Here is a 20,210-nt window from a genome sequence, read left to right on the forward strand (position 1 = left end):
GCACTTTGATGTCCCAGGGGAACACTGATGTGACCGCGCAGGCCAGGGTGGTCGACCCGGAAAAACTCGAGGTGTGCACGGTGCTCGAGGTGATCAACCGGATCAGCGGGAAGTGGGCGATCGGCATCCTGCTGGAGGCCACCCGCGGCCCCGTGCGGTTCACCGAGCTGGAGCGGTCGGTGGAGGGGATCAGCAGGCGGATGCTCACGCTGACGTTGCGGAACCTCGAACGCGACGGCCTGCTCGTCCGCACCGTGTACCCGACCGTGCCGCCGAAGGTGGAGTACGAGGCGACTGCGATGGCGAAGGAGCTGTACGCGTCGCTGAGCGGCCTGCTGCACTGGGCGGAACGTCACCGGGACTCGATCGCGGCCTCCCGCGTCGTCTACGACGAGAAGGTCAGCGCCTGACGCCTGTCGCGTGCACGGCACGCTGGACGTGCGAGCACAGCAGGTCGAAATGCCACTTCTGGAACGTCAGGTCCGTGCTGTTCTTCGCCGACCAGCTTTCCCACAGGCCGCCCGGTCGCAGGTAGCGGGACGTGTACGCCGTGGTGAGGTCGGCGTCGATGTGGTGCAGGGCGGCGAGCGCCCACGCCTGGTCGTAGCGCAGCTCCGGCCGCGCGAGGTAGTGGTCCAGATAGGACACGAGGATCTCGGCGTCGGCGAAGGTGCCGAACCGGGCGAGCGCGAAACAGTAGCCCTGGCCGGCGAAGACCATGTCGCTTTCCAGGAACAGTTCCCGGATCCGTCCGCGCCAGGCGGTGCGCCGATCGGCGCCGATCAGCCACGCCGCGGTGATCCGTTCCCGCCAGCCGTGGTCGAACAGGAACGCCAGTTCCTCGTCGGTGATCCGCGCGGCGTCCTCGGCCAGGTCGCGCAGGAAGACCGCGCGTTCGGGGCCGCGCATCATCCCGTCGAAGTTGCCGTGCAGCAGCTTCGAGTACCGCGAGGTCACGTAGCGGTCGATGGCGTCCGGCATGCCGGTGAGTTTCCCAGAAAACGAAGAACCGCGGTGCGAGGACGGGGGACCCTCGCACCGCGGTTTCATTCTCGCCGTGGGCTAAACGCGCGCCACGGCTTTCTCCCTGTCGTCGTCACGATCCTCGTGGGGGGACGGGTCGTGCTCGTCGAGCAGGGTGGCTTCGTCGAACGGGGCGTGTCCGCTGAAGACCTGGTTGGCCCGTTCGCGGTCGAACTCCTTGGTCCACGTTCCGACCAGGACGGTCGCGACGGCGTTGCCCGCGAAGTTGGTGAGCGCGCGGGCCTCGGACATGAACCGGTCGATGCCGAGGATGAAGCCGACGCCGTCGACCAGTTCCGGCCGGTGCGACTGGAGCCCGCCGGCGAGGGTGGCGATACCGGCGCCGCTGACGCCCGCCGCGCCCTTCGAGGCGATGATCATGAACAGCAGCAAGGAGATCTGCTCGCCGAGCGACAGCGGCTGGTCCTGCGCGGTCGCGATGAACAGCGTCGCCATGGTCAGGTAGATGGCCGTGCCGTCGAGGTTGAACGAGTACCCGGTGGGCACGGTGATGCCGACGACGGGCTTGGAGACGCCGAGGTGCTCCATCTTCGCGATCAGGCGCGGCAGGGCCGACTCGGACGACGAAGTGGACACGATCAGCAGGAATTCGCGGCCGAGGTAGCGGAACAGCGTGAAGATGTTGATCCGCGCGCCGATCCACAGGACCGAGCCGAGCACGCCGAACACGAACACCACGCAGGTCAGGTAGAAGCCGATCATGATGACGGCGAGGCTGCGCAGCGCGCCCCAGCCGGTTTCGCCGACGACGGCGGCGATGGCGCCGAACGCGCCGATCGGGGCGGCCCACATGATCATGGCGAGGATCCGGAAGACGAGCCGCTGGATGTGCTCGATACCGCGCCGGATCGGTTCGCCCTTCCGGCCCAGCTTCTGTACGGCGAATCCGGCGAGCAGCGCGACCAGCAGCGTCTGCAGCACCTGGCCTTCGGTGAACGCCGAAACCATCGTCTTCGGGATGATGCCGAGCAGGAAGTCGACGGTGCCTTCGCCACCCTCGGCCTGAGTGTGGGCCTTCGCGGCGGCCGCCGGGTCGAGGTGCAGGCCCTCGCCCGGGTGCAGGAGGTTGCCGACGACGAGACCGATCGCGAGCGCGAACGTCGACATCATCAGGAAGTAGCCGAGCGAGAGCAACCCGACCTTGCCGACCTTCGCGGCCTTCGCCACCGATCCGATGCCGAGCACGATGGTGCAGAAGATGATGGGGGAGATCATCATCTTGATCAGGTTGACGAAGCCGGTGCCGAGGGGCTTGAGCTCCTTGGCCAGACCTGGCGCGGCGAACCCGACGATGACGCCGAGGACCACGGCGGCGATCACGGCCAGGTACAGGTAATGCATCTTGTCTCGGCGACGCGGCGCCGCTTCGGGCGTTGTAGGCACCTTTGCCTCCAGCTCAGGGATGTCCGGGATTGCCGGTCACTATCACCCGGCCAGGTGAGCTGGGTCACGGTTGTGTTCATTGAGTTCGCGCGAACGGTTTCCGGGGAATTCCGGCCGGGCGGGCTGAGCGGCGGTCCGGCCGGTGTGCTGGTATGAGCGGGTGCCCTCGACGACGCGGATCCGGACCAGGCGCGGCAGTCTCGCCCGCCAGCTGCTGATTCTCCAGCTCGTGGTGCTTTTCGTGCTCGTCGCGGCGGGGCTGACCTTCGCCTATCTCGATTCCGTCCGCGCCACCGAGGATCGCGCGCGCGATCAGGTGACCGCGGTCGCCGAAGCGGTGGCGGACGCGCCCGGCGTACTGGCCGCACTGTCCACATCGGAACCCAGCCGGACACTGCAGCCGTTCGCGCAGAGTGTCCGCGCGGACACGGGCGTGGACTTCGTGACCATCATGGACCCGGACGGGATCCGCTTCACCCATCCGAATCCGGAGCTGATCGGGCAGCCGTTCCTCGGGAACATCGGCGTGGCGCAGCGCGGCGGCAAGGTCATCGAGACCTACGCCGGTTCGCTGGGGCCGTCCGAACGCGTCGTGGTCCCGGTGCTCGGCACCGCGGGACAGGTCGTCGCCCTGGTGTCGGTGGGCATCACGGTCGAAGCGATCGACGCCGAACTGCGGGAACGCCTGTGGCCGCTGATCGGTGTCGCGGTGGCCGTGCTGGTGGTCGGCGGGATCGGCAGCTACCTGGTCAGCGCGCGGCTCCGGCGGCAGACCAGGGGGATCGCCCCCGAGGAACTGAGCAACCTGTTCGAGTACCACGAAGCCGTCCTGCATTCGATGCGCGAGGGACTGCTGCTCGTCGGCGGAGACGGCCGCGTGGTGCTGTGCAACGACGGCGCGCGTGCGCTGCTGGGCATCGACGGCGACCCGGTCGGCCGTGAACTGTCCGCATTGGACATTCCAGAAGACCTCGTCGAGGCGTTCACCTCGGGGGAGGAGCGCACCGACGAACTCCACCTCACCGAGGCCAGGGTGCTCGTCGTCAGTACCGCGCCGGTGCGGTCACGGGGTGAGGCGATGGGCACCGTGGTGATCCTGCGCGATCACACGGAACTCCAGGCGCTCACCGGCGAACTGACCACGGTGCGCGGACTGGCGGAAGCGTTGCGTTCGCAGGCGCACGAGGCGGCGAACCGGCTCCACACGGTCGTTTCGCTGGTCGAGATCGGTCGCCCCGAACAGGCCATCGAGTTCGCGACCGAGGAACTCGCGCTGGCACAGGAACTCACCGACCGGGTGGTCGGCGCGGTCGCCGAGCCGGTGCTCGCGGCGCTGCTGCTGGGCAAGGCGGCGGAGGCGAGCGAACGCGGCGTCGAGTTCACGATCACGCCCGACACCGTCATGGAGGACGCGGACACCGGGGTCCCGCCGCGGGATCTGGTGACCATCCTCGGCAACCTGATCGACAACGGCATCGACGCGGCGGCGGGCAACGCCGGCGGCGGCGGACGACCCGGCGTCGAGGTGACCGTGCGCTCGGACGCCGAGGAGCTGCTGCTGCGGGTCGCCGACACCGGACCCGGCGTGGACGACGTCGAGGACGTGTTCCGGCGAGGCTGGTCCACCAAACCCGAGGACGGGCACGGACTCGGGTTGGCGCTGGTGGGTCAGGCGGTGCGACGGCACAGTGGGACCATCGACGTCGGCCGCGACGAGGGCGCGGTGTTCACCGTGCGCTTGCCGCTGAAGGCATCGCGGACGCCCCAGTCGCCGAAGGAGCCGACACGATGATCAAGGTGCTGGTCGTCGAGGACGAACCGGTGGCCGCCGACGCGCACCGGGTCTACGTCGAGAGAATGCCCGGTTTCACCGTGGCCGGCGTCGTCCACTCCGGCGGCGACGCGCTGCGGTTCTGTGAACGCGAGCCGGTCGATCTCGTACTGCTGGACTTCTACCTCCCCGACACGCACGGACTCGCGGTCTGCCGGTCGCTGCGCGCGGCCGGTCTCCCGATCGACGTCATCGCGGTGACCTCGGCGCGCGATCTGGCGCTGGTCAAGGCCGCGGTGTCCGTCGGCGTGGTCCAGTACCTGCTGAAACCGTTCACGTTCGCGTCTCTGCGGGAAAAACTGGAGCGCTACGCCGAGTTCCACGGCGCTTCGGGCGAGGTCACCGGGCAGGCCGAGATCGACCGGGCCCTCGGCACCCTGCGCACCACCGAACGGCAGGCGCTGCCGAAGGGGATGAGTGCGCAGACCCTGGAGTCGATCACCGACGTCCTCGCCTCGGCCGCCGACGGCCTGTCCGCCGGGGCGGCGGCGACCGCGATCGGTGCCTCCCGGGTCACCGCGCGGCGCTACCTCGAATACCTCGCCGACAACGGCCTCGCCCAGCGCGAGCCCCGCTACGGCCAGGTCGGCCGCCCCGAGGTCTGGTACAAACCGAAGACCGTATAACGACCTATACCGCGGCGCGGGCGCTACCTTGGACTCGTGAAGATCGGCGAACTCGCGCGGAAGACCGGGGTCAGCGTCCGCGCGCTGCGCTATTACGAGGAAGAGGGCTTGATCAGCCCGGGCCGCGAGGACAACGGCTACCGCGACTTCTGCGAAGGCTCGGTCGAGGCGGTTCTGCAGATCCGGGGGATGCTCGACGCCGGTCTGCCGGTCAGGCTGATCCGCGAAGTCCTCCCGTACCTCGACGGGCCGGGGGAAGTCCGGCCGAAGTCGCCGTGCGAGTACATGATCGGCGAGGTCGCGCGGCAGCGGGAAGTGCTCGACCGCCGGATCGCGCTCATGACCCGCAATCGCGACGCCCTCGACGCGTACCTGCGCGACTTGACCCTCACACAAACGTGAGGGTTTTAGCGTGCGGACATGACTTCGATGCGCGCGCTGCGACAGGACTCCGCGAACGGTCCTGAAGATCTCCACCTGATCACCGACGCGTCCGTTCCGGTGCCGGGACCAGGCGAAATCCTGCTGAAGGTCACCGCGGCGGGCGTCAACTTCGCCGACGTCATGCAGACCCGGGGCACCTACGAAGGCGGTCCGAAGGCGCCGTACGTCGCGGGTTTCGAGGCCGCGGGGGAGATCGTCGGCCTGGGGGAGGGGGTGACCGAAGTCGCGCTCGGCGACCACGTCGTCGGAACCGGTGGCGGGGCCTTCGCCGAGTACATGGTCATGCCCGCGGCCGGTGCGGTCGCGGTGCCGGAGGACTGGTCGGACGAGCAGGCGCCCGGGTTGCTGCTGAACTGGGCCACCGCGCTCGCCGCGCTCAAACCGCTGGGGCGGCTGGCCGCCGGCGAGACCGTGCTGGTGCAGGCGGCGGCGGGCGGGGTCGGCCAGGCCGCGGTCCGGCTGGCCAAGCACTACGGGGCCACCGTCATCGGCACCGCTTCGCCGGGCAAGCACGACCTGGTCCGGACGCTGGGCGCCGATCGTGTCCTCGGCTACGGAGAGGATCCCGGCGCCGTGGATCTCGTTCTCGAGTCCGTCGGCGGGGCGACGTTCGCCGCGAGCCTCGCCGCCGCCAAACGCGTCACCGGGCGAGTCGTGGTCTATGGCGTCGCCGGGGGAGAGGCCGCGATCACCAACCGCGAACTGAACTTCCGGCACCAGATCCACTTGATCGGACTGCATCTCGGTGTCCTGATCGAACACGCGCCGGGGATCTTCGCGGAGCTGATGGACGAGCTGCGCGCGCTCATCGCCGTCGGTGTCTGCGCGCCGGGGACGCCGACGGTCCATGACCTCGCGGACGGGCCCCGGGTACTCGCGGAACTGGAGGCGCGGACCACCGCGGGCAAGCTGGTGCTGCGGCCCTGAACGCGGCGGGCCGAATATCGTCGTATGCGAACGTGCGCATGTCAATAGGACGAAAGTGTTGGTAAATCACCAGCTGACAGAGGCGACGAAAGTCGGTGCCAGGAGCGCGGATCCGCTTCTAGATTCACGAACCATTCCGTTGTCCTTCCAAGGAGTGGGTACATGGCAAGGAAGTTCTTCGTCTCCGCCTCCGTGAGCTTGGCGCTGCTCGCCGTCCCGGTGACCGCGGGGCAGGCCACGGCCGCGGTCCAGCCTGCTCAGCAGACCGCGGCGGTGACCACGGTCTACTACGACGCCTCGGGAGCGCCCAGCTTCCGTGCCGCCATCCAGGCGGGTGCGGCGAACTGGAACAACTCGGTGTCCAACGTGAAGCTGCAGGAGAGCTCGTCGGGGGCAACCCTGCGTTACACCGAGGGCAACGACCCCTCCGGCTCGTACGCCGAGACCGACGGCCACGGCCGCGGCACCATCTTCATCGACTACACGCAGGCGAAGCAGTACAACCAGACCCGGATCGCCGCGCACGAGACCGGCCACGCGCTCGGCCTGCCGGACCACTACGAAGGTCCGTGCTCCGAGCTGATGTCCGGTGGCGGCCCCGGCCCGTCCTGCACCAACGCGAAGCCGAACGCGCAGGAGATCTCGCGGGTGAACTCGCTGTGGGCCAACGGCCTGCTGGCGGCGGCGGGCACCATGCAGCGCATCTACAACTGATTCCTCGTGAGTGGTAAGTGACGTTCTGGCCAAGGGTGTTTGAGGTACCTACGGCGGATGCGGTCCGGTAGCGGCCGAGCCGTGAAGGACTCCTTGAGGGACTCAGAGTCCCTCAAGGTTCCCCTCACCCGCCGCCGGGCGGCCGTCACGAGCCTCACCAGCACCACCAGTCACAACGGCTGCGCGTGAAGGCCCCCTTCCCTCGGCTCAGCCGAGGGAAGGGGGCCTTCACGTACTTCACCGCAGGCCAAGAGCAGGCACCTAAGAGAGGGTTCGCTCTAACCGTCATTACCACTCACGAGCCCAGCAGGTGCTAGCCCTGGAACTCGTAGGCGCCCGCATCGACCCGGACGCCGGCGAAGACGGGGTTGCCGTCGACGTCCCGGTCGTCGTACTTCGTCGTGCCGAGGTCGATCGCCGGACTTCCCGCCAGCAGGATCAGGTTCGTGGCCGAGGTGAACTTCGGGTCGGCCACCTTGTCCGTCGCGCCCGCCGTGAACTGCCGGAGCCCGCCGAAATAGACGTTGTGGTCGGTCGCGGTGAAGGTCGTGTCCGCGTAACCGACCTTGTACGCCGCCTGGACGACGTTCTGCGTCATCTTCAGCATCTGGTTCGTGCAGCCGCCGTAGCAGACGAAACCCTCCGATTCGGCGTTGGAGAGCCGCAGCGAGTTGTTGCGGAACACCGTGCCGAGCACCGGGCCGTTGCCGTCCGCGGCCCCGCGCGTGATGATCCCGCCGCGTGTCTTGGCGCCGAAGACCGCGTTGTACTCGAAGATGTTGCCAGTCGAGACGCCGTCGGGATCCTTGGCGTCGGTGCCGAGTTCGGTGAAGGTCTCGTTGTCCTCGGAGATGTTGTGGTGGATGACGTTGCGCGATCCGTAGAAGATCTCGACAGCGGCGCCGTCGAGGCCGCCGAAGTCGTCGGCCTTCGCGATCGATCCGCTGATCCGGTTCCAGCCGATGTCGGAGTCGTTGCCCTGCACGAGAACGGCGAAGGCGCCGGAGTCGTCGTTGCCGCCAGGGGTCACGACGGTCATGTGGTTGTTGTCGACCAGGTCGTTCTGCGTGACCTCGGTGTGGTCCGCCGACGGCGCGAGGTACACGCCCGCCCCGGCGCCGGTGATCAGGTTGGACAGCACTTTGTTGCGGTCTCCGGTCACCTTCACCCCGGCCCACGAGCAGCGACCGGCGTCGGCGGCGACCCCGATCTGCAGATCTTGGACGACGTTGTCGTTGCCGGGCAAATCCACGCAGGCTTCGGCGTTACCCTTGACGATCGGACGGGCGCCGGTGCCGTACGCGCCGATCGTGACGCTCGAGCCCTTGACGGTGAGGCCGCCGGACCAGGCCCCGCCGCGTCGCAGCAGAACGGTGTCACCCGCCGCGAAGGTGGTCGCGGAGACCTTCGCGAGGGATTTCCACGGCGTCTGCTGCGAGGTGCCGCTGGCGGTGTCGCTGCCGGCGACCTGATCGACGTAGTAAGTCTTCGAAGCGGCTTCGGCCGTCGTGAACCCGGTGCACGCGAGGGCGGCGAGCACGGTCACGGAAAGCAGTTTCCAGGACATTCCACGGAAGCTAACCGGCGTCCGCACAAGGCTCGTACAAAGACATCCGCCGCTCTAGCATGATCCGATGCGCCGGGCGTCGAGGATCCTTGTGCCGGTCGCGTTGCTGCTCAGTGCGCTGATGGCGAGCAGCGGGGTCGCGCCCGTGCCGCGGCCGGTGATTCCCGAGACCGGGCTGAACGAGCTTTGGAACACTTACGGCGATCAGAGCGGCCACTGGACCGGCGGCGATCGCACCGTGTCGGTCCCGCTGCCGGACGGACGCACCGCGTGGCTCTTCTCGGACACTTTCCTGGGCCAGGTGAACCCGGACCACAGCCGCCCGCCGGACAGCCCGATCGCCCGCAACACCCTGGTCGTCCAGGAACGCGACGGCACCCTCGGGGAGACACTGCACGGCGGCACCGCCGAGGAGCCGAAGGCACTGATCGGGCCCGTGGGCTCGCCCGAGCATTACTGGGTCGGCGACGGCGTGGTCGAAGGCGACGTCCTGCGAGTGCTCTACAACCGGTACCGGACGACCGGATCCGGCGGCCTCGACTTCAAGAGCGCCGGGACGTCGCTGGCCACCTTCCGGTTGCCCGCGTTGACGCCGTCCGAGCTGCAGGTCATCCCGGTCAGCGAGCACGTCGCCTGGGGTTCGGAACTGCTCGAAGACAGTGGGTACACCTATATCTACGGCGCCGAACAGGGCCGGCTCCGGCTCGCCAGGGTGCCCGCCGGTGGCCTTCGCGGGCCGTGGCGGTTCTGGACCGGCTCGGGCTGGTCGTCGCACGAAGAGGATTCCGCCCGGATGTTGTCCGGGATCGGGACGGCGTTCTCCGTGACCCGGATCGGTGGGGAGTACGTGCTGATCACCATGGACACCAGTCCCGGCTTCAGCCCGGTGATGCTCGCCTACACCGCGAGTTCGCCGACCGGACCGTTCCGGGACCCTCGGGTGCTCTACCGGGCACCCGAGGCGAGCGACCGGCTCATCGTCTACGACGCGACGACGCATCCGCAGCTGAGCCGTCCGGGGAGGCTTGTGGTGTCGTACAACGTGAACTCCCTCGACCACGGTGACAACTTCGAGGACGTGCGGATCTACCGGCCGCGGTTCGTCGAGGTCGGCTGGCCGCCGTCAACGCCGGCCGAACCATGGGCGCAGATCGTAGGCCCGTTCGCAGTAGGAGTCGGCCGGTAGCTCGTGGTCGACGAGATGCGGAGGAACTTCCTGCCGGAAGAGGGCTGACAGCTCCACCATCGTGTAAGCGCCGTTGATAGGACCGTTGGTCGCGTCGGCTTCCGGAAGCGGCAAGTCAAGCCCGAGGATGATGTTTTCGCGGTGATACTGCAGGTAGGGCCGGAGCGTGCCGGTCTGGTGATGGGAGAACCCGGCCAGACCGAACACCTCCCCGTCCAGCGTGAGGGATCCGGAGCCGACCGATCGCAGGTTCGCGTAGAGCGCGTCCTCGACCGGCTTGGCCCTTCCGCCGAACTCGGCAGCACGATCACCATGGACGACGGGAGCGTCGTGGAACCGGTAGCCCGACGGCTCGTCGGCCAGGTACTCGGAACGATTCAGGTGAACCACACGAATCGCGTCGAGCGCCCGGCCCCAGTCGAGGATGGTGCCGTCAGTCAGGAACAGCGGTAGCTCGATCCCGTAGCGACGATGTGGATCCTGGTCCGACATCAGGCCGGTCAAGAACCGCCTGGAGGACCGGCGCACCACCGCGCAGACGGTGGGAGCCTCCGGCCCGCCCAGCGTGGTGGTGAATTCCCGAAGCCGTAGCAGTATCGCCTGATAGGCCCAGTCTGCTTGCGCCGAGTCGCCTTCCGCCCCACCGTCGCGTCCATCAGTTGATGAAGTCGGGGCACCGGTCCATGCGCTCGCAGTATGCGGTGATCGTTCCGATCGGTGTTCCATCCGGAGTACGATAGCGTCGGTCCGCCGTGATGTTGGCCTGTTCCTGTATCGCCCGAACGGTTAGTTGAATATGTGGACCGTTGGTGACGAATTCGGGCGATTCTTTTCGTATGCTGGAAGGTAGCCGAAACTGGCTTCGCCGAGTCGTGTATATCAGCAGATCCTTCTTGTCGGTGCCAGGTGGGTCGACGAGACGTTCAGGGTCGGTGAAATACCAACGAACCTGCGAAAAGACGGTTCCTTGCCGTATAGAGCCGAGTATTGTGCTTCTGGCAGGTCATCGCGGCTACGGCGACCGACAGTGCAAATCTTATTCGGTGCATTCAAGGTAACGCGGGTCGAATTCGATCAACAAGGTCCCGGACGGGTGACTTGCTATTCAAGGGCGCGGTCTCGCGGCGATTCGATGGTGAGGGGAGCTGACGAGTCGCCGGTAAGCTGCCGCAGCTGAGTCATGGTCCGGTCCAACTGCTCCGCCAGCCGCGGGATCGTGCTGGATGGGATATAGGCCTCGGCCCCGGCGTCGAGGAGACGGCGGACCGGGCCTTCGTACTTGACCCCGAGTTCGGCGTCCTCGATTTCCGTGATCACGATCCGGGCCTTCGGGTACAGCGCCCGGAAGTGGCCGATCAACTGCGGACTGGCGGGCGGGACCAGCAGGACGTCGACGGTCGGGGGAGCCGAGTGCAGGTCCAGCACGAGGTAGCCGGGGCCGAGCCGCTCGGACAGCGAATCGCGTGCCGAAGCCGAAAGCTTCATGGCGGTGGCCACGACCGTGATGTCCTCGGAAGCGGGCGCCGCGAACCCCCTGACCTCGGGATACGCGCCGGATATCGTCGCGATCGTCTCGCCGTCGCGAGTGATGAGCACGTCCTCGCCGGGGCGGAGAGCGTCGATAAGCGCTACGAGTTCTTCAGGGAGCTGGGTGGCGTCGACCCACCGTGCGGACTGATCACTCATCACTCCATGATGGCCCCCTTTCGGTACCCAGGTGCAAGGACGGCGTGTCCGTGAAGGCCTCCTTCCCTACTTTGAGGGTAGGGAAGGAGGCCTTCACGGACTTTCCTTACTTCTACCGAGGCCGTCCCGGAACGCCCGGCCGCGTCTGCCAGGGAAGCGGCCCGTCCAGCGGCCGGTACTCGACGCCCAACGCGTTCAGCCGCGGCAGGTGGTGATCCCGCAGCCGCGGCAGGAACTCCGCGTAGTCCCGCCCCTCCGGGTCGCTCCACGCCACCTCGGCGAAAGCGCACAGGCGCGGGAAGGCGGCGTAGTCCACCCGTCGCACGGTGTCGAGGTGCTCCGACCACACCTGCGCCTGAGTGCCCAGAATCGTCTTGCCCGCGGGGAAATCAGCGGGCACCGGCTCGTAGCCGTAGAAGCTCTCCAACGTCCTCAGGTAGCCGACAGGGATCGGCTCGTCGGGGTGGTCGGACTGCCTGTGGTCCAGATACACGTGGTCCTCGGGACACATGACGACGTCGTGCCCGGCGGCCGCCGCACGCGCCCCGGCCGCCTCGCTCTGCCACGAGCCGATGACCATCGGCGGCAGGTCTCCCGCTTCGAGCACCTCGTCCCAGCCCAGCGGACGACGTCCTCGGTCGACCAGGTGCCGCGCGATCTCGCGGACGAACCGGCCGTGGTCCTCGGTCGCGCCGGGCACCTCGTCGCCGCCGAGCGCGATGACCTCCGAGGGGAAGATCTCCAGCACGTGGTCGAAGACACCCTTGAAGAAGGCATGAGTGGACTTCTCCGTGTTCAGCAGTGACGTGCTGATGCCCCAGCTCGTCCAGACCTCCCACGGTTCGCCGGTCTCCGGCCCGAGTTCGGGGTACGCGGCGATCGCGGCCCGCGCGTGGCCGGGGATGTCGACCTCCGGGACCACCGTCACCGAACGCGCGGCGGCGTACGCGACGATCTCGCGGAGATCGTCGGTCGTGTAGAACCCGCCGTGCGGTCGCCCGTCGCGTTCCGGGCCGTCGTGCCGTCCGACCATGGACGACTTCCGCCAGCCGCCGACCTCGGTCAGCCTGGGGAACTCGGGGACCTCGATCCGCCAGCCCTGATCGTCGGTCAGATGCAGGTTGAGCACGTTGAGCTTGTGCGCGGCGAGCAGGTCGACGAACCGCAGCACCTCGGCCTTGGTCCGGAAATGCCTCGCGACATCCAGCAGACAGCCACGCCAGCCGAACCTGGGGTGGTCGGTCACCACTCCGCACGGGATCGTCTGCTGTCCATTGTGGATGGACGCGGCCCGGAAGGCGTCCGGGCCGATGAGCTGCCGGAGCGTCTGGCGGCCGTAGAACTCGCCCGCCGCGTCGGCCACGTGCAGTCGCACGCCGGACGGGTCGATCTCCAGCCGGTAGCCCTCGGCGGGAAGTCCCGAATCCGTGCGCACGTCCACTTCGGACGGTACTGGACACTGTCCCGGCCTGGGTTCCACCGAGACGGGACGGGGGAGCAGGGTTTCGAATCCCGGCATGTCAGCCCTTCACCGCGCCGCCCATGACGGACACGAGTCGTCGTTGGACAAGGATGAAGAACACCAGCACGGGGATGGTCATCAGGGTCGATCCCGCCATCACCGCGCCCCAGTCGGTGTCCTCCGGTTTGAAGAACACGAGAATCGCCAGCGGGAGCGTCTGGTTCTCGGTGTTGGAGATGATGAACGTCTTGGCGAACAGGAAGTCGTTCCAGGCGTGGATGAACGCCAGCACGCTGATCGCCACCAGCCCAGGCGCCACCAGCGGGAAGAGGATCTGCCAGGTGAACCGCATCCGGCTCGCGCCGTCGATTTTCGACGCCTCTTCCAGTTCCTGTGGCACCGCGGCGACGAACCCGCGCAGCATCCAGATCGCGAACGGCAGGCTGAACGCCAGGTGCACCAGGATCAGTGAGCCGAGGTGGTTGGTGCCGAACGCCGGAGCGACGTCGCCGACCGAGCGCATCAGGAAGAACAGCGGGATGGTCAGCGCCTCCACCGGCACCATCTGCGCCACCAGCACCATCACCAGCAGGACGGTCTTGCCCTTGAAGTTGAACCGGGTCAGCGCGACCGCCGAGAGGAACGAAAGCAGCAGCGACAACGCCACCACCACGACGGCCACGATCACGCTGTTCAGGAAGAACATCGCGAAGCCCTCGCCGCTGAGCACCCGTTCAAAATGCTCCAGTGTCGGCGTGAGCGTCCAGGGGCGCGGGTTCTCCGCCTGGATCTGCCCGGTGGGCTTGAACGCCGAAAGCACCATCCAGTACACCGGGAACGCGACCATCCCCGCGATCACCACGCAGATGATCTCGGCGATCAGCCTGCCAGGCCTTTTGACCCGACGTGTCTTCGAAGCTGTCGTCACACCCATCCCGCGCTCCGGCGTTGCGACCGGACGTACAACCCGGTGATGGACAGCAGCAGCAAGGTCATCACGACTCCGAGCGCCGCGCCGAGACCGTATTCCTGTCCGGCGAAGGCCTGTTGGTAGGCGAACACGTTGAGCACGAGGTTGCGCCCGGCCACGCCGCCGCCGTTGGTCATCACGTAGATCTGGGTGAAGATCTTGAAGTCCCAGATGATCGACTGGATCGTGGCGATGGTCAGCAGCGGCCGCACCATCGGCAGGGTGATCGACCAGGTGGTGCGCCAGGTCGACGCGCCGTCGAGGTACGCGGCCTCGATGACCTCCTCCGGTACGCCCTTGAGCCCGGCGTACATCGTCACCATGACGAACGGGAACGAGCACCAGATGACCTCGGCGGCCACCAGGCCGAAGGTGCTGTAGGTGTCGAAGGTCCAGGAGTGGTTCGCCATCCCGGTGAACCCGAGGCCCGACAGCACCTCGTTGACCAGGCCGAAGTCCGCGTCGAACAGGAAGAGCCAGACGTACGAGCCCGCCATCGCCGGTGTCGCCCAGGCGGCCAGCGCCGCCAGGAACAGCGGGACTCGCGCCCACGCGCGGACCCGGGTCGCCAGGACGGCCAGCCCCGTGCCGAGCGCCAGACTGCCGACGACGCAGACCGCGGTGAAGCCGAGGGTCTTGGCCAACACCTCCCAGAACTGGACGTTCTCCAGCAGTTCGACGTAATTGCCGAAGCCGAGGAACACCAGTGGCGCGTTGCCGACGGCCTGCGGCTGGCCGTAGTCGTAGAACGAGATCAGGACGAGCTGGTAGATCGGGTAGACCAGCATGGCCAGCAGCAGGACGCCGCCGGGAGCCAGGTAGAGCAGGGCGGCCCGCCCGTCCCGGCGACTGCGGGGTGACCGCCGTGCCGGGGCGGGCGAGGCCGCGGTGCGAGTGATTTCCTTCGTGACCACTTAACCGAACGCCTTGTTCATCTCGGCGGACGCGGTGGCCAGCGCGGCGGCCGGATCCTTGCCACCGGTCGCGATCTGCTGGATCGCGGTCGGCAGCACGTTCTGCGCGTCGATCTTCGACCACGCCGCGGTGGCGGGGACGAACTTCGTCCCCGCGGTGAGCGTGTCGACGAACGGCTTGACCGACGGGTCGCTCGCGGCGACCTTCTGCTGGACACTGCCGAGCGTCGGCAGGTTGCCCATGGCGACGTACATCTTCTCCTGGTACTTGGCGCCACCGAGCAGTTCGGTGAACTCGACCGCGAGGCTCTTGCGCTTGGTCGCGTTGAACACGCCGAGCAGGTTCCCGCCCGCGAACGCCGGCGCGATCTTGCCCGCCTCGGTACCCGGGATCGGGATGATCGCGTACTTGCCCTTCACCTGACCGGCTTCGACGGCCTTGCGGTTGAAGTCACCACCGATCGACATCCCCGCCTTGCCGCCCGCGAACGCCTGGATGCTCTGCGTCCCGGTGAGGTTGGCGCACTGCTCCGGCGGGCAGATGTCCGCCTTCAGCAGGTTCGCGTACGCCGTCACTCCGGCCTTCGCCTGCTCGGAGTCCATAGTGGACTTCCACTTGCCGCCGTCCTGCTTCGCGATCTCGCCACCGTTCGCCCAGACGAACGGCAGCATCGCGTAGGTGTACTTGCCACCGACGGAGATGCCGTACAGCTCCGGCTTCCTGGCACGGATCGTCTTCGCGGTCTCGGTCAGTTCCGCCAGCGTCGTGGGCGGCTTGAGGCCGAGTTCGGCGAACAGGTCCGTGCGGTAGTACAACGCGCGGATGCCGGTGAACCAGGGCAGCCCGTACGTCTTGCCGCCGGACTTAGCCGTCTCCAGCACCGCGGGCAGGATGTCGGCGCCTTCCTTCCACGACGAGAGATCGCCGGTCAGGTCGGCCAGCGCGCCGGTCGCGGCGTAACTGGAGACGTCGGTGTTGCCGAACTCGGCGACGTCCGGCGCGCTGGCCGGATCGTTGAAGGCGCCGGAGAACTTGTCCGCGCGACCCTCCACCGGGATCCACTGGACGTCGACCTCGACGCCCGAGTGCGCCGCCTTGAACTCGGCGATCGCCTCCTTGACCGCGGCCTCCTTGGGTGCGCGGTTGGCCTCGTCGAACAGCCAGACCCGGACCGTGCCGGACTTCTCGTCACCGCCGCTCGCGGCGGGGGTGTTCTGCGCCGGCGCACAGCCTGAGACGAGGCCGATCGCCGCGAGGCCCGCGATGAGCACGCGAGTTCTCATGGAAGTTTCTCCTTAGGTGAAAAAGACGGAATTGACCTGGGCGAGTGCCAGTTTCCCGGCGACGGCACCAGGAAGACCGGTGTCGGGATCGCGCGGCAGCCAGCTGAGCGTGCCGGACTTGTCGCTCGAGACGTAGAACCAGCGCTCGGTCGGATCGAGGGTGAAGTGACGCGGGTACACGCCACCGACGGGTGAGTTGTTCAGCAGCTTCAAGGACTTCCCGTCCTCACTGACGCCGAACGACGCGATGGTGTCGGAGCCGCGCACCGACGCGTAGACGAACCTGCCGTCCTTGGAAGTGGCGATCTCGCCCGGGTACTGCTCGCCGGGTGTGCCCGCCGGGACAGCCGGAACGACCTGGCCGGCGGTCAGTTTCCCGGTGGCCGGGTTCCAGGCCGCGACGGTCACCTCGGCACGCAACTCGCCGAGGATGTAGGCGTACTTGCCGTTCGGGTGGAACGCGAGGTGCCGAGGTCCGGCGCCCGAGGGGAGCTTGAGCTGCTGGTTCAGCTTCAGCTTCCCGGTCGCGACATCGAGTTTGTAGACGTACACCGAATCCGCGCCGAGGTCGACCGCGAGTACCCACTTGCCAGTGGGATCGTTGACCACCTGGTGCGCGTGCGCCTGACGCTCGGCGCCCTTGTGCTGCGCCAGATCGACGACGTCGCCGAGTTTCCCGCCCGCGAGGATCGGGAGTACGACGACGCTGCCGCTGCTGTAGTTCGCGGCCAGCACGTACTTCTGGCTCGAGTGGACGCTCAGATGCGTCGGGTGTTGACCTTTGGCCGACTTCTTGTTGAGCAGCTTGGGTTTCGCGGGATCGGCGAGGTTCAACGCGGAGATCTGGCCGTTCTCGTCCTCATTGGTCACATACAGCGTCTTGCGGTCGGCGCTGAGGTCGAACCAGGACGCGTTGCTGATCCCCGGAATGGTCCGGTCGACGACCAGCGCGTTGGTCGCCGCGTCCCGGTGAGCGACATCGAGCCCGTGCCCGGAACTGGTGTAGCTGCTGACGTAGATGGCCCCGGTTCCCTTCGGTCCGCAGGTCTGTTCGGAAGCGTTCGCGAGCTGGGAACCGAGAACGGTGGTGAGTCCAGCCGCTCCGACGGCGCCGAGGAAGGTGCGTCGATCGAGTCCGGTCATCGTGATTTCTCCCAGATGTCGGGTGGTTTAAACCACTGCCATGAGCAATGCTGCCACGCCGAAACCGGAAACGGAAAGGACGGTTTCCAGAACGGTCCAGGTTTTCAGGGTCTGCGGCACGGTCATGTCGAAGTACCGCGAAATGATCCAGAACCCGCCGTCGTTCACGTGCGAGGCGATGATCGACCCGGCGGAGATCGCGACGACCAGCAGGGCGAGCTGGATCTGCGAGTAGCCCAGTGTCGCCACCGTCGGCGCGACGATGCCGCTCGTGGTCACGATCGCGACGGTAGCCGAGCCCTGCGCGATCCGCATCCCACAGCTGATCACGTACGCCGCGAGGATGACCGGGAGACCGGCGTTGTCCAGCGATCCCGCGACAGCTTTGCCGATCCCCGTCGCGGCCAGCACGGCACCGAAGAACGCGCCCGCGCCGACCACCAGCAGGATCATCGCGACCGGCCGGAGCGACTTCGCCGAAAGCTCGCTCAAGTCCTTGCCCGTCAAACCACGGCGAAGACCCAGCAACCAGGAAGCGAGCAGCACCGAGATCGTCAGCGCGACCGCCGGGGTACCGATGAACGCGGCCACCCCGGCCGGCGCGGAATTCTTCGGAAGCCAGATGCTGCCGAAGGTTCCGGCGAGGATCAGCACCAGCGGTACCGCGATGATCGCCGACACGAGGACGAGAGACGGCGGGTTCTCTTCCTTTTCGCCTTCGTCCTCGGCCACCAGGAATTCCGCGGGGACCGCGACGTCGATGCGCTTTCCGATCCAGGTCGAATACGCCACGCCGCCGACGAGGAACGCCGGGATACCGCAGACCAGCCCCATCAGGATGATCCAGCCGAGTTCCACGTGCAGCAGGCCGGCCGCCGCCACCGGACCGGGGTGCGGCGGAAGGAACGCGTGCGTGATGGAAAGGCCGGCGAGCAGCGGCAACGCGTACAGCACCAGTGAACGACCGCCCTGTTTGGCGGCGACGTAGACCAGCGGCGCCAGCACGAAGATGCCGATGTCGAAGAAGACCGGGATACCGAAGACGAACCCCGCGAGGCCCATCGCGAGCGGAGCCCGCTTCTCACCGATGGCCCGGAGCAGCGCACCGGTGAGCACCTTCGCTCCACCGGAACGCTCCAAAATGGACCCGAGGATCGTGCCGAGACCGATGATCGCGGCGATATGCCCGAGGATCCCGCCGAACCCCTTTTCCAGCAGGGAGTCCGACGCCTTCTGCGCGGAGCCGACGATCTGGCCGACCGGCAGGCCCGCGGCCAGCGCGGTGAGCAGGCCGACCACGATCAGGGCGATGAAGGGCTCGAGTTTGACCTTGATGATGAGCAGCAGCAAGACCGCGATCGAGACGGCGGCGAGAGTCAGGAGACCACCCGTCGAATGTTGGAGCCAGTCGATCATCGAGCACTCCTGGAGTTGCGCAGTGAATGGCCGGCGAGCGCGCCGGTCGGTTGACCATCGTCGATGGCGGCGACACCGTTGACGAAGACATGGGGGATACCGGCGGCCTGCTGCCGCGGCTGGTCGAACGTGGCGGTGTCGGCGACGGTTTCCGGGTCGAACAGCACGAGGTCCGCCGCGTATCCGGCGCGGACGAGGCCGCGGTCGGTCAGCCGCAGGCGTTTCGCGGCGCGGCCGGTGAGATGGGCGACGCATTCGGCGAGGTCGAGGACACCGAGTTCGCGGACGTAGCGCGCGAGGTAACGCGGGAACGTGCCCCAGGCACGGGGATGCGGTCGCGCCCCGACGAGAAGTCCGTCGCTGCCACCGGTGTGCGTGCGGTGGCGCATGATCGCCTGGACGTTCTCCTCGTGCCCGACGTGCATCAGACAGGACGTACCGAGCTTTTCCGAGAGCAGGACGTCGAAGTACAGGTCCGCGGCCGGTTTCCCGGCCCGCTGAGCCGAAGCGGCGACGGAGTGCCCGACGAGGTGGGAGTTCTCGTCCCGCCGGACGCCGTTGATCTCGATGGCGTCCCAGTCGATCGGTACGCCGTGAGCGCCGTCGGAACCGGTCTCCTCGATCTCGGCGCGGATCCGTTCGCGGGTGTCCACATCGGACAGACGTGCCAGGGTGGCGTCGAGCCCGCCCTCGGTCGACCAGCTCGGCAGCAGCGCGGAAAGGTAGGTGGCGCCGGGGAGGTAGGGATAGGTGTCCAGCGAGATGTCGCAGCCGTCGTCGAGCGCCTGGTCGAGCAGCTCCAGCAGCTGGGGCGCCTTGCCCTTGTTCACCGAGAAGTTCATCGTGGCGTGCGCGAGGTGGAGCGGGCAGCCGGACCGGCGGGAGACGTCGACCATCTCGCCGAACGCCTCGAGCGCGCCCTTGCCGTAGCTGCGGTGATGCGGGCTGTAGAACCCGCCGTTCTCGCCGACCACCCGGCACAGCTCGACGAGTTCCTCGGTGGTCGCGTACATGCCCGGTGTGTAGGTGAGCCCGGACGACATGCCCATGGCACCCTCGGCCAGCCCGGTCGCGACGAGTTCCTTCATCGCGTTCATCTCGGCCTCGGTCGCGGGCCGGTCTTCCCAGCCGACGGTGAGCATCCGGACGGTGCCCTGCGGCACCAGGTAGGCGGCGTTGACCGCGACCCCGGCGTCGAGCCGGTCGAGGTATTCCCCGACCGAGCGCCAGTTCCAGTCGAATCCGGCCGGATCCTCGTTCCACCCGGCGAGCTGCTGGCGCAGCGACGCGAGGACGTCGTCGTTCACGGGCGCGTACGAAAGCCCGTCCTGTCCGAGTACCTCGGTGGTGACGCCCTGCGAAAGCTTCGCGAGGTGGTCCGGATTCGCGAGCAGCTGGAGATCGGAATGCGAATGCATGTCGATGAACCCGGGCGCGAGCACGAGTCCGTCGGCGTCGATGGTGCGGCGGCCCGCGAGCGAGCCGGGTTCGGCGACACTGGCGATCCGGCCTTCCGAGATGCCCACGTCGTGCCTGGTGAGCGGATCCCCGGTGCCATCGGCGACCAATGCGGAGCGGACAACGATGTCCATGGTGATTCTTCCTCTGCGGCG

The 20,210-nt window shown here is 67.5% G+C and carries 19 protein-coding genes; 7 read left to right on the forward strand and 12 right to left on the reverse strand.

Annotated features, from left to right (window positions below; translation table 11 throughout):
• Positions 1 to 8 precede the first annotated feature (8 nt).
• Complete coding sequence (locus tag ACZ7KI_RS24920; RefSeq protein WP_037313195.1) at positions 9 to 410, forward strand: winged helix-turn-helix transcriptional regulator; 402 nt, start codon at positions 9 to 11, stop codon at positions 408 to 410.
• Here the strand turns inward: ACZ7KI_RS24920 and ACZ7KI_RS24925 are convergent.
• Both ACZ7KI_RS24925 and ACZ7KI_RS24930 read right to left on the reverse strand, forming a co-directional pair.
• On the reverse strand, positions 400 to 981 hold the full coding sequence (locus tag ACZ7KI_RS24925) for a DUF6000 family protein (protein WP_470275496.1): 582 nt from the start codon (positions 979 to 981) through the stop codon (positions 400 to 402). The two genes, ACZ7KI_RS24920 and ACZ7KI_RS24925, sit on opposite strands and share 11 nt — an antisense overlap.
• An 81-nt stretch (positions 982 to 1,062) precedes the next feature.
• Complete coding sequence (locus ACZ7KI_RS24930) at positions 1,063 to 2,385, reverse strand: cation:dicarboxylate symporter family transporter (protein ID WP_470275559.1); 1,323 nt, start codon at positions 2,383 to 2,385, stop codon at positions 1,063 to 1,065.
• A 202-nt stretch (positions 2,386 to 2,587) separates the two neighbouring features.
• On the opposite strand from ACZ7KI_RS24930, the gene ACZ7KI_RS24935 reads away from it, so the two are divergent.
• The 5 genes from ACZ7KI_RS24935 (at position 2,588) to ACZ7KI_RS24955 (ending at position 6,969) form a co-directional block, all read left to right on the forward strand.
• Complete coding sequence (locus tag ACZ7KI_RS24935; RefSeq protein WP_470275497.1) at positions 2,588 to 4,219, forward strand: ATP-binding protein; 1,632 nt, start codon at positions 2,588 to 2,590, stop codon at positions 4,217 to 4,219.
• Positions 4,216 to 4,884 (forward strand): response regulator, encoded by a 669-nt coding sequence (locus tag ACZ7KI_RS24940; RefSeq protein ID WP_470275498.1) that lies wholly within the window; start codon positions 4,216 to 4,218, stop codon positions 4,882 to 4,884. The genes ACZ7KI_RS24935 and ACZ7KI_RS24940 overlap by 4 nt, the downstream gene beginning before the upstream one ends.
• 36 nt (positions 4,885 to 4,920) lie before the next feature.
• Complete coding sequence (locus ACZ7KI_RS24945) at positions 4,921 to 5,286, forward strand: MerR family transcriptional regulator (RefSeq protein WP_470275499.1); 366 nt, start codon at positions 4,921 to 4,923, stop codon at positions 5,284 to 5,286.
• Between the two features lie 18 nt (positions 5,287 to 5,304).
• Positions 5,305 to 6,255, forward strand: a complete 951-nt coding sequence (locus tag ACZ7KI_RS24950; RefSeq protein WP_470275500.1) for an alcohol dehydrogenase catalytic domain-containing protein — start codon at positions 5,305 to 5,307, stop codon at positions 6,253 to 6,255.
• 162 nt (positions 6,256 to 6,417) lie between these two features.
• Positions 6,418 to 6,969 carry a snapalysin family zinc-dependent metalloprotease gene (locus tag ACZ7KI_RS24955; RefSeq protein ID WP_470275501.1) on the forward strand — a complete coding sequence of 184 codons (552 nt, stop codon included), beginning with the start codon at positions 6,418 to 6,420 and terminating at the stop codon, positions 6,967 to 6,969.
• Positions 6,970 to 7,282: 313 nt separating this feature from the next.
• Here the strand turns inward: ACZ7KI_RS24955 and ACZ7KI_RS24960 are convergent, their stop codons facing one another.
• On the reverse strand, positions 7,283 to 8,536 hold the full coding sequence (locus ACZ7KI_RS24960; RefSeq protein ID WP_470275502.1) for a choice-of-anchor Q domain-containing protein: 1,254 nt from the start codon (positions 8,534 to 8,536) through the stop codon (positions 7,283 to 7,285).
• A 67-nt stretch (positions 8,537 to 8,603) separates the two neighbouring features.
• On the opposite strand from ACZ7KI_RS24960, the gene ACZ7KI_RS24965 reads away from it, so the two are divergent.
• Positions 8,604 to 9,722 carry a DUF5005 domain-containing protein gene (locus ACZ7KI_RS24965; protein WP_470275503.1) on the forward strand — a complete coding sequence of 373 codons (1,119 nt, stop codon included), beginning with the start codon at positions 8,604 to 8,606 and terminating at the stop codon, positions 9,720 to 9,722.
• Here the strand turns inward: ACZ7KI_RS24965 and ACZ7KI_RS24970 are convergent.
• The 9 genes from ACZ7KI_RS24970 to ACZ7KI_RS25010 all read right to left on the reverse strand — a co-directional run bounded on the left by ACZ7KI_RS24970 (position 9,660) and on the right by ACZ7KI_RS25010 (position 20,189).
• Complete coding sequence (locus ACZ7KI_RS24970; RefSeq protein WP_470275504.1) at positions 9,660 to 10,448, reverse strand: hypothetical protein; 789 nt, start codon at positions 10,446 to 10,448, stop codon at positions 9,660 to 9,662. The genes ACZ7KI_RS24965 and ACZ7KI_RS24970 overlap by 63 nt on opposite strands.
• A gap of 375 nt (positions 10,449 to 10,823) precedes the next feature.
• Positions 10,824 to 11,408: a hypothetical protein gene (locus ACZ7KI_RS24975; protein ID WP_470275505.1), complete on the reverse strand. Its 585-nt coding sequence runs from the start codon at positions 11,406 to 11,408 to the stop codon at positions 10,824 to 10,826.
• Between the two features lie 112 nt (positions 11,409 to 11,520).
• Positions 11,521 to 12,927 carry a beta-N-acetylhexosaminidase gene (locus ACZ7KI_RS24980; protein ID WP_470275506.1) on the reverse strand — a complete coding sequence of 469 codons (1,407 nt, stop codon included), beginning with the start codon at positions 12,925 to 12,927 and terminating at the stop codon, positions 11,521 to 11,523.
• Position 12,928: 1 nt separating this feature from the next.
• Positions 12,929 to 13,804, reverse strand: a complete 876-nt coding sequence (locus ACZ7KI_RS24985) for a carbohydrate ABC transporter permease (protein ID WP_470275507.1) — start codon at positions 13,802 to 13,804, stop codon at positions 12,929 to 12,931.
• Positions 13,795 to 14,754, reverse strand: a complete 960-nt coding sequence (locus ACZ7KI_RS24990; protein ID WP_470275508.1) for a carbohydrate ABC transporter permease — start codon at positions 14,752 to 14,754, stop codon at positions 13,795 to 13,797. The genes ACZ7KI_RS24985 and ACZ7KI_RS24990 overlap by 10 nt, the downstream gene beginning before the upstream one ends.
• The gene (locus ACZ7KI_RS24995) at positions 14,755 to 16,038 is read right to left on the reverse strand and encodes an extracellular solute-binding protein (protein WP_470275509.1); all 1,284 of its coding nucleotides are present in this window, start codon (positions 16,036 to 16,038) and stop codon (positions 14,755 to 14,757) included.
• A 12-nt stretch (positions 16,039 to 16,050) separates the two neighbouring features.
• Positions 16,051 to 17,181 (reverse strand): lactonase family protein, encoded by a 1,131-nt coding sequence (locus ACZ7KI_RS25000; protein WP_470275510.1) that lies wholly within the window; start codon positions 17,179 to 17,181, stop codon positions 16,051 to 16,053.
• A gap of 27 nt (positions 17,182 to 17,208) precedes the next feature.
• On the reverse strand, positions 17,209 to 18,597 hold the full coding sequence (locus tag ACZ7KI_RS25005; protein ID WP_470275511.1) for a GntP family permease: 1,389 nt from the start codon (positions 18,595 to 18,597) through the stop codon (positions 17,209 to 17,211).
• A complete protein-coding gene (locus ACZ7KI_RS25010) occupies positions 18,594 to 20,189 on the reverse strand; it encodes an N-acyl-D-amino-acid deacylase family protein (RefSeq protein WP_470275512.1) in 1,596 nt (531 codons plus the stop codon). The genes ACZ7KI_RS25005 and ACZ7KI_RS25010 overlap by 4 nt, the downstream gene beginning before the upstream one ends.
• Between the last annotated feature and the right edge of the window lie 21 nt (positions 20,190 to 20,210).

The sequence above is a fragment of the Amycolatopsis sp. NPDC039088 genome (assembly GCF_055598845.1).

Coding starts and splice junctions, on each gene's coding strand:
- ACZ7KI_RS24980 (WP_470275506.1), bottom strand. CDS start 12,927: ATGCCGGGATTCGAAACCCTGCTCCCCCGTCCCGTCTCGGTGGAACCC.
- ACZ7KI_RS24965 (WP_470275503.1), top strand. CDS start 8,604: ATGCGCCGGGCGTCGAGGATCCTTGTGCCGGTCGCGTTGCTGCTCAGT.
- ACZ7KI_RS25005 (WP_470275511.1), bottom strand. CDS start 18,597: ATGATCGACTGGCTCCAACATTCGACGGGTGGTCTCCTGACTCTCGCC.
- ACZ7KI_RS24925 (WP_470275496.1), bottom strand. CDS start 981: ATGCCGGACGCCATCGACCGCTACGTGACCTCGCGGTACTCGAAGCTG.
- ACZ7KI_RS24960 (WP_470275502.1), bottom strand. CDS start 8,536: ATGTCCTGGAAACTGCTTTCCGTGACCGTGCTCGCCGCCCTCGCGTGC.
- ACZ7KI_RS24920 (WP_037313195.1), top strand. CDS start 9: ATGTCCCAGGGGAACACTGATGTGACCGCGCAGGCCAGGGTGGTCGAC.
- ACZ7KI_RS24955 (WP_470275501.1), top strand. CDS start 6,418: ATGGCAAGGAAGTTCTTCGTCTCCGCCTCCGTGAGCTTGGCGCTGCTC.
- ACZ7KI_RS24930 (WP_470275559.1), bottom strand. CDS start 2,385: ATGCATTACCTGTACCTGGCCGTGATCGCCGCCGTGGTCCTCGGCGTC.
- ACZ7KI_RS24970 (WP_470275504.1), bottom strand. CDS start 10,448: ATGGAACACCGATCGGAACGATCACCGCATACTGCGAGCGCATGGACC.
- ACZ7KI_RS24985 (WP_470275507.1), bottom strand. CDS start 13,804: ATGGGTGTGACGACAGCTTCGAAGACACGTCGGGTCAAAAGGCCTGGC.
- ACZ7KI_RS24995 (WP_470275509.1), bottom strand. CDS start 16,038: ATGAGAACTCGCGTGCTCATCGCGGGCCTCGCGGCGATCGGCCTCGTC.
- ACZ7KI_RS24940 (WP_470275498.1), top strand. CDS start 4,216: ATGATCAAGGTGCTGGTCGTCGAGGACGAACCGGTGGCCGCCGACGCG.
- ACZ7KI_RS25000 (WP_470275510.1), bottom strand. CDS start 17,181: ATGACCGGACTCGATCGACGCACCTTCCTCGGCGCCGTCGGAGCGGCT.
- ACZ7KI_RS25010 (WP_470275512.1), bottom strand. CDS start 20,189: ATGGACATCGTTGTCCGCTCCGCATTGGTCGCCGATGGCACCGGGGAT.
- ACZ7KI_RS24975 (WP_470275505.1), bottom strand. CDS start 11,408: ATGAGTGATCAGTCCGCACGGTGGGTCGACGCCACCCAGCTCCCTGAA.
- ACZ7KI_RS24950 (WP_470275500.1), top strand. CDS start 5,305: ATGACTTCGATGCGCGCGCTGCGACAGGACTCCGCGAACGGTCCTGAA.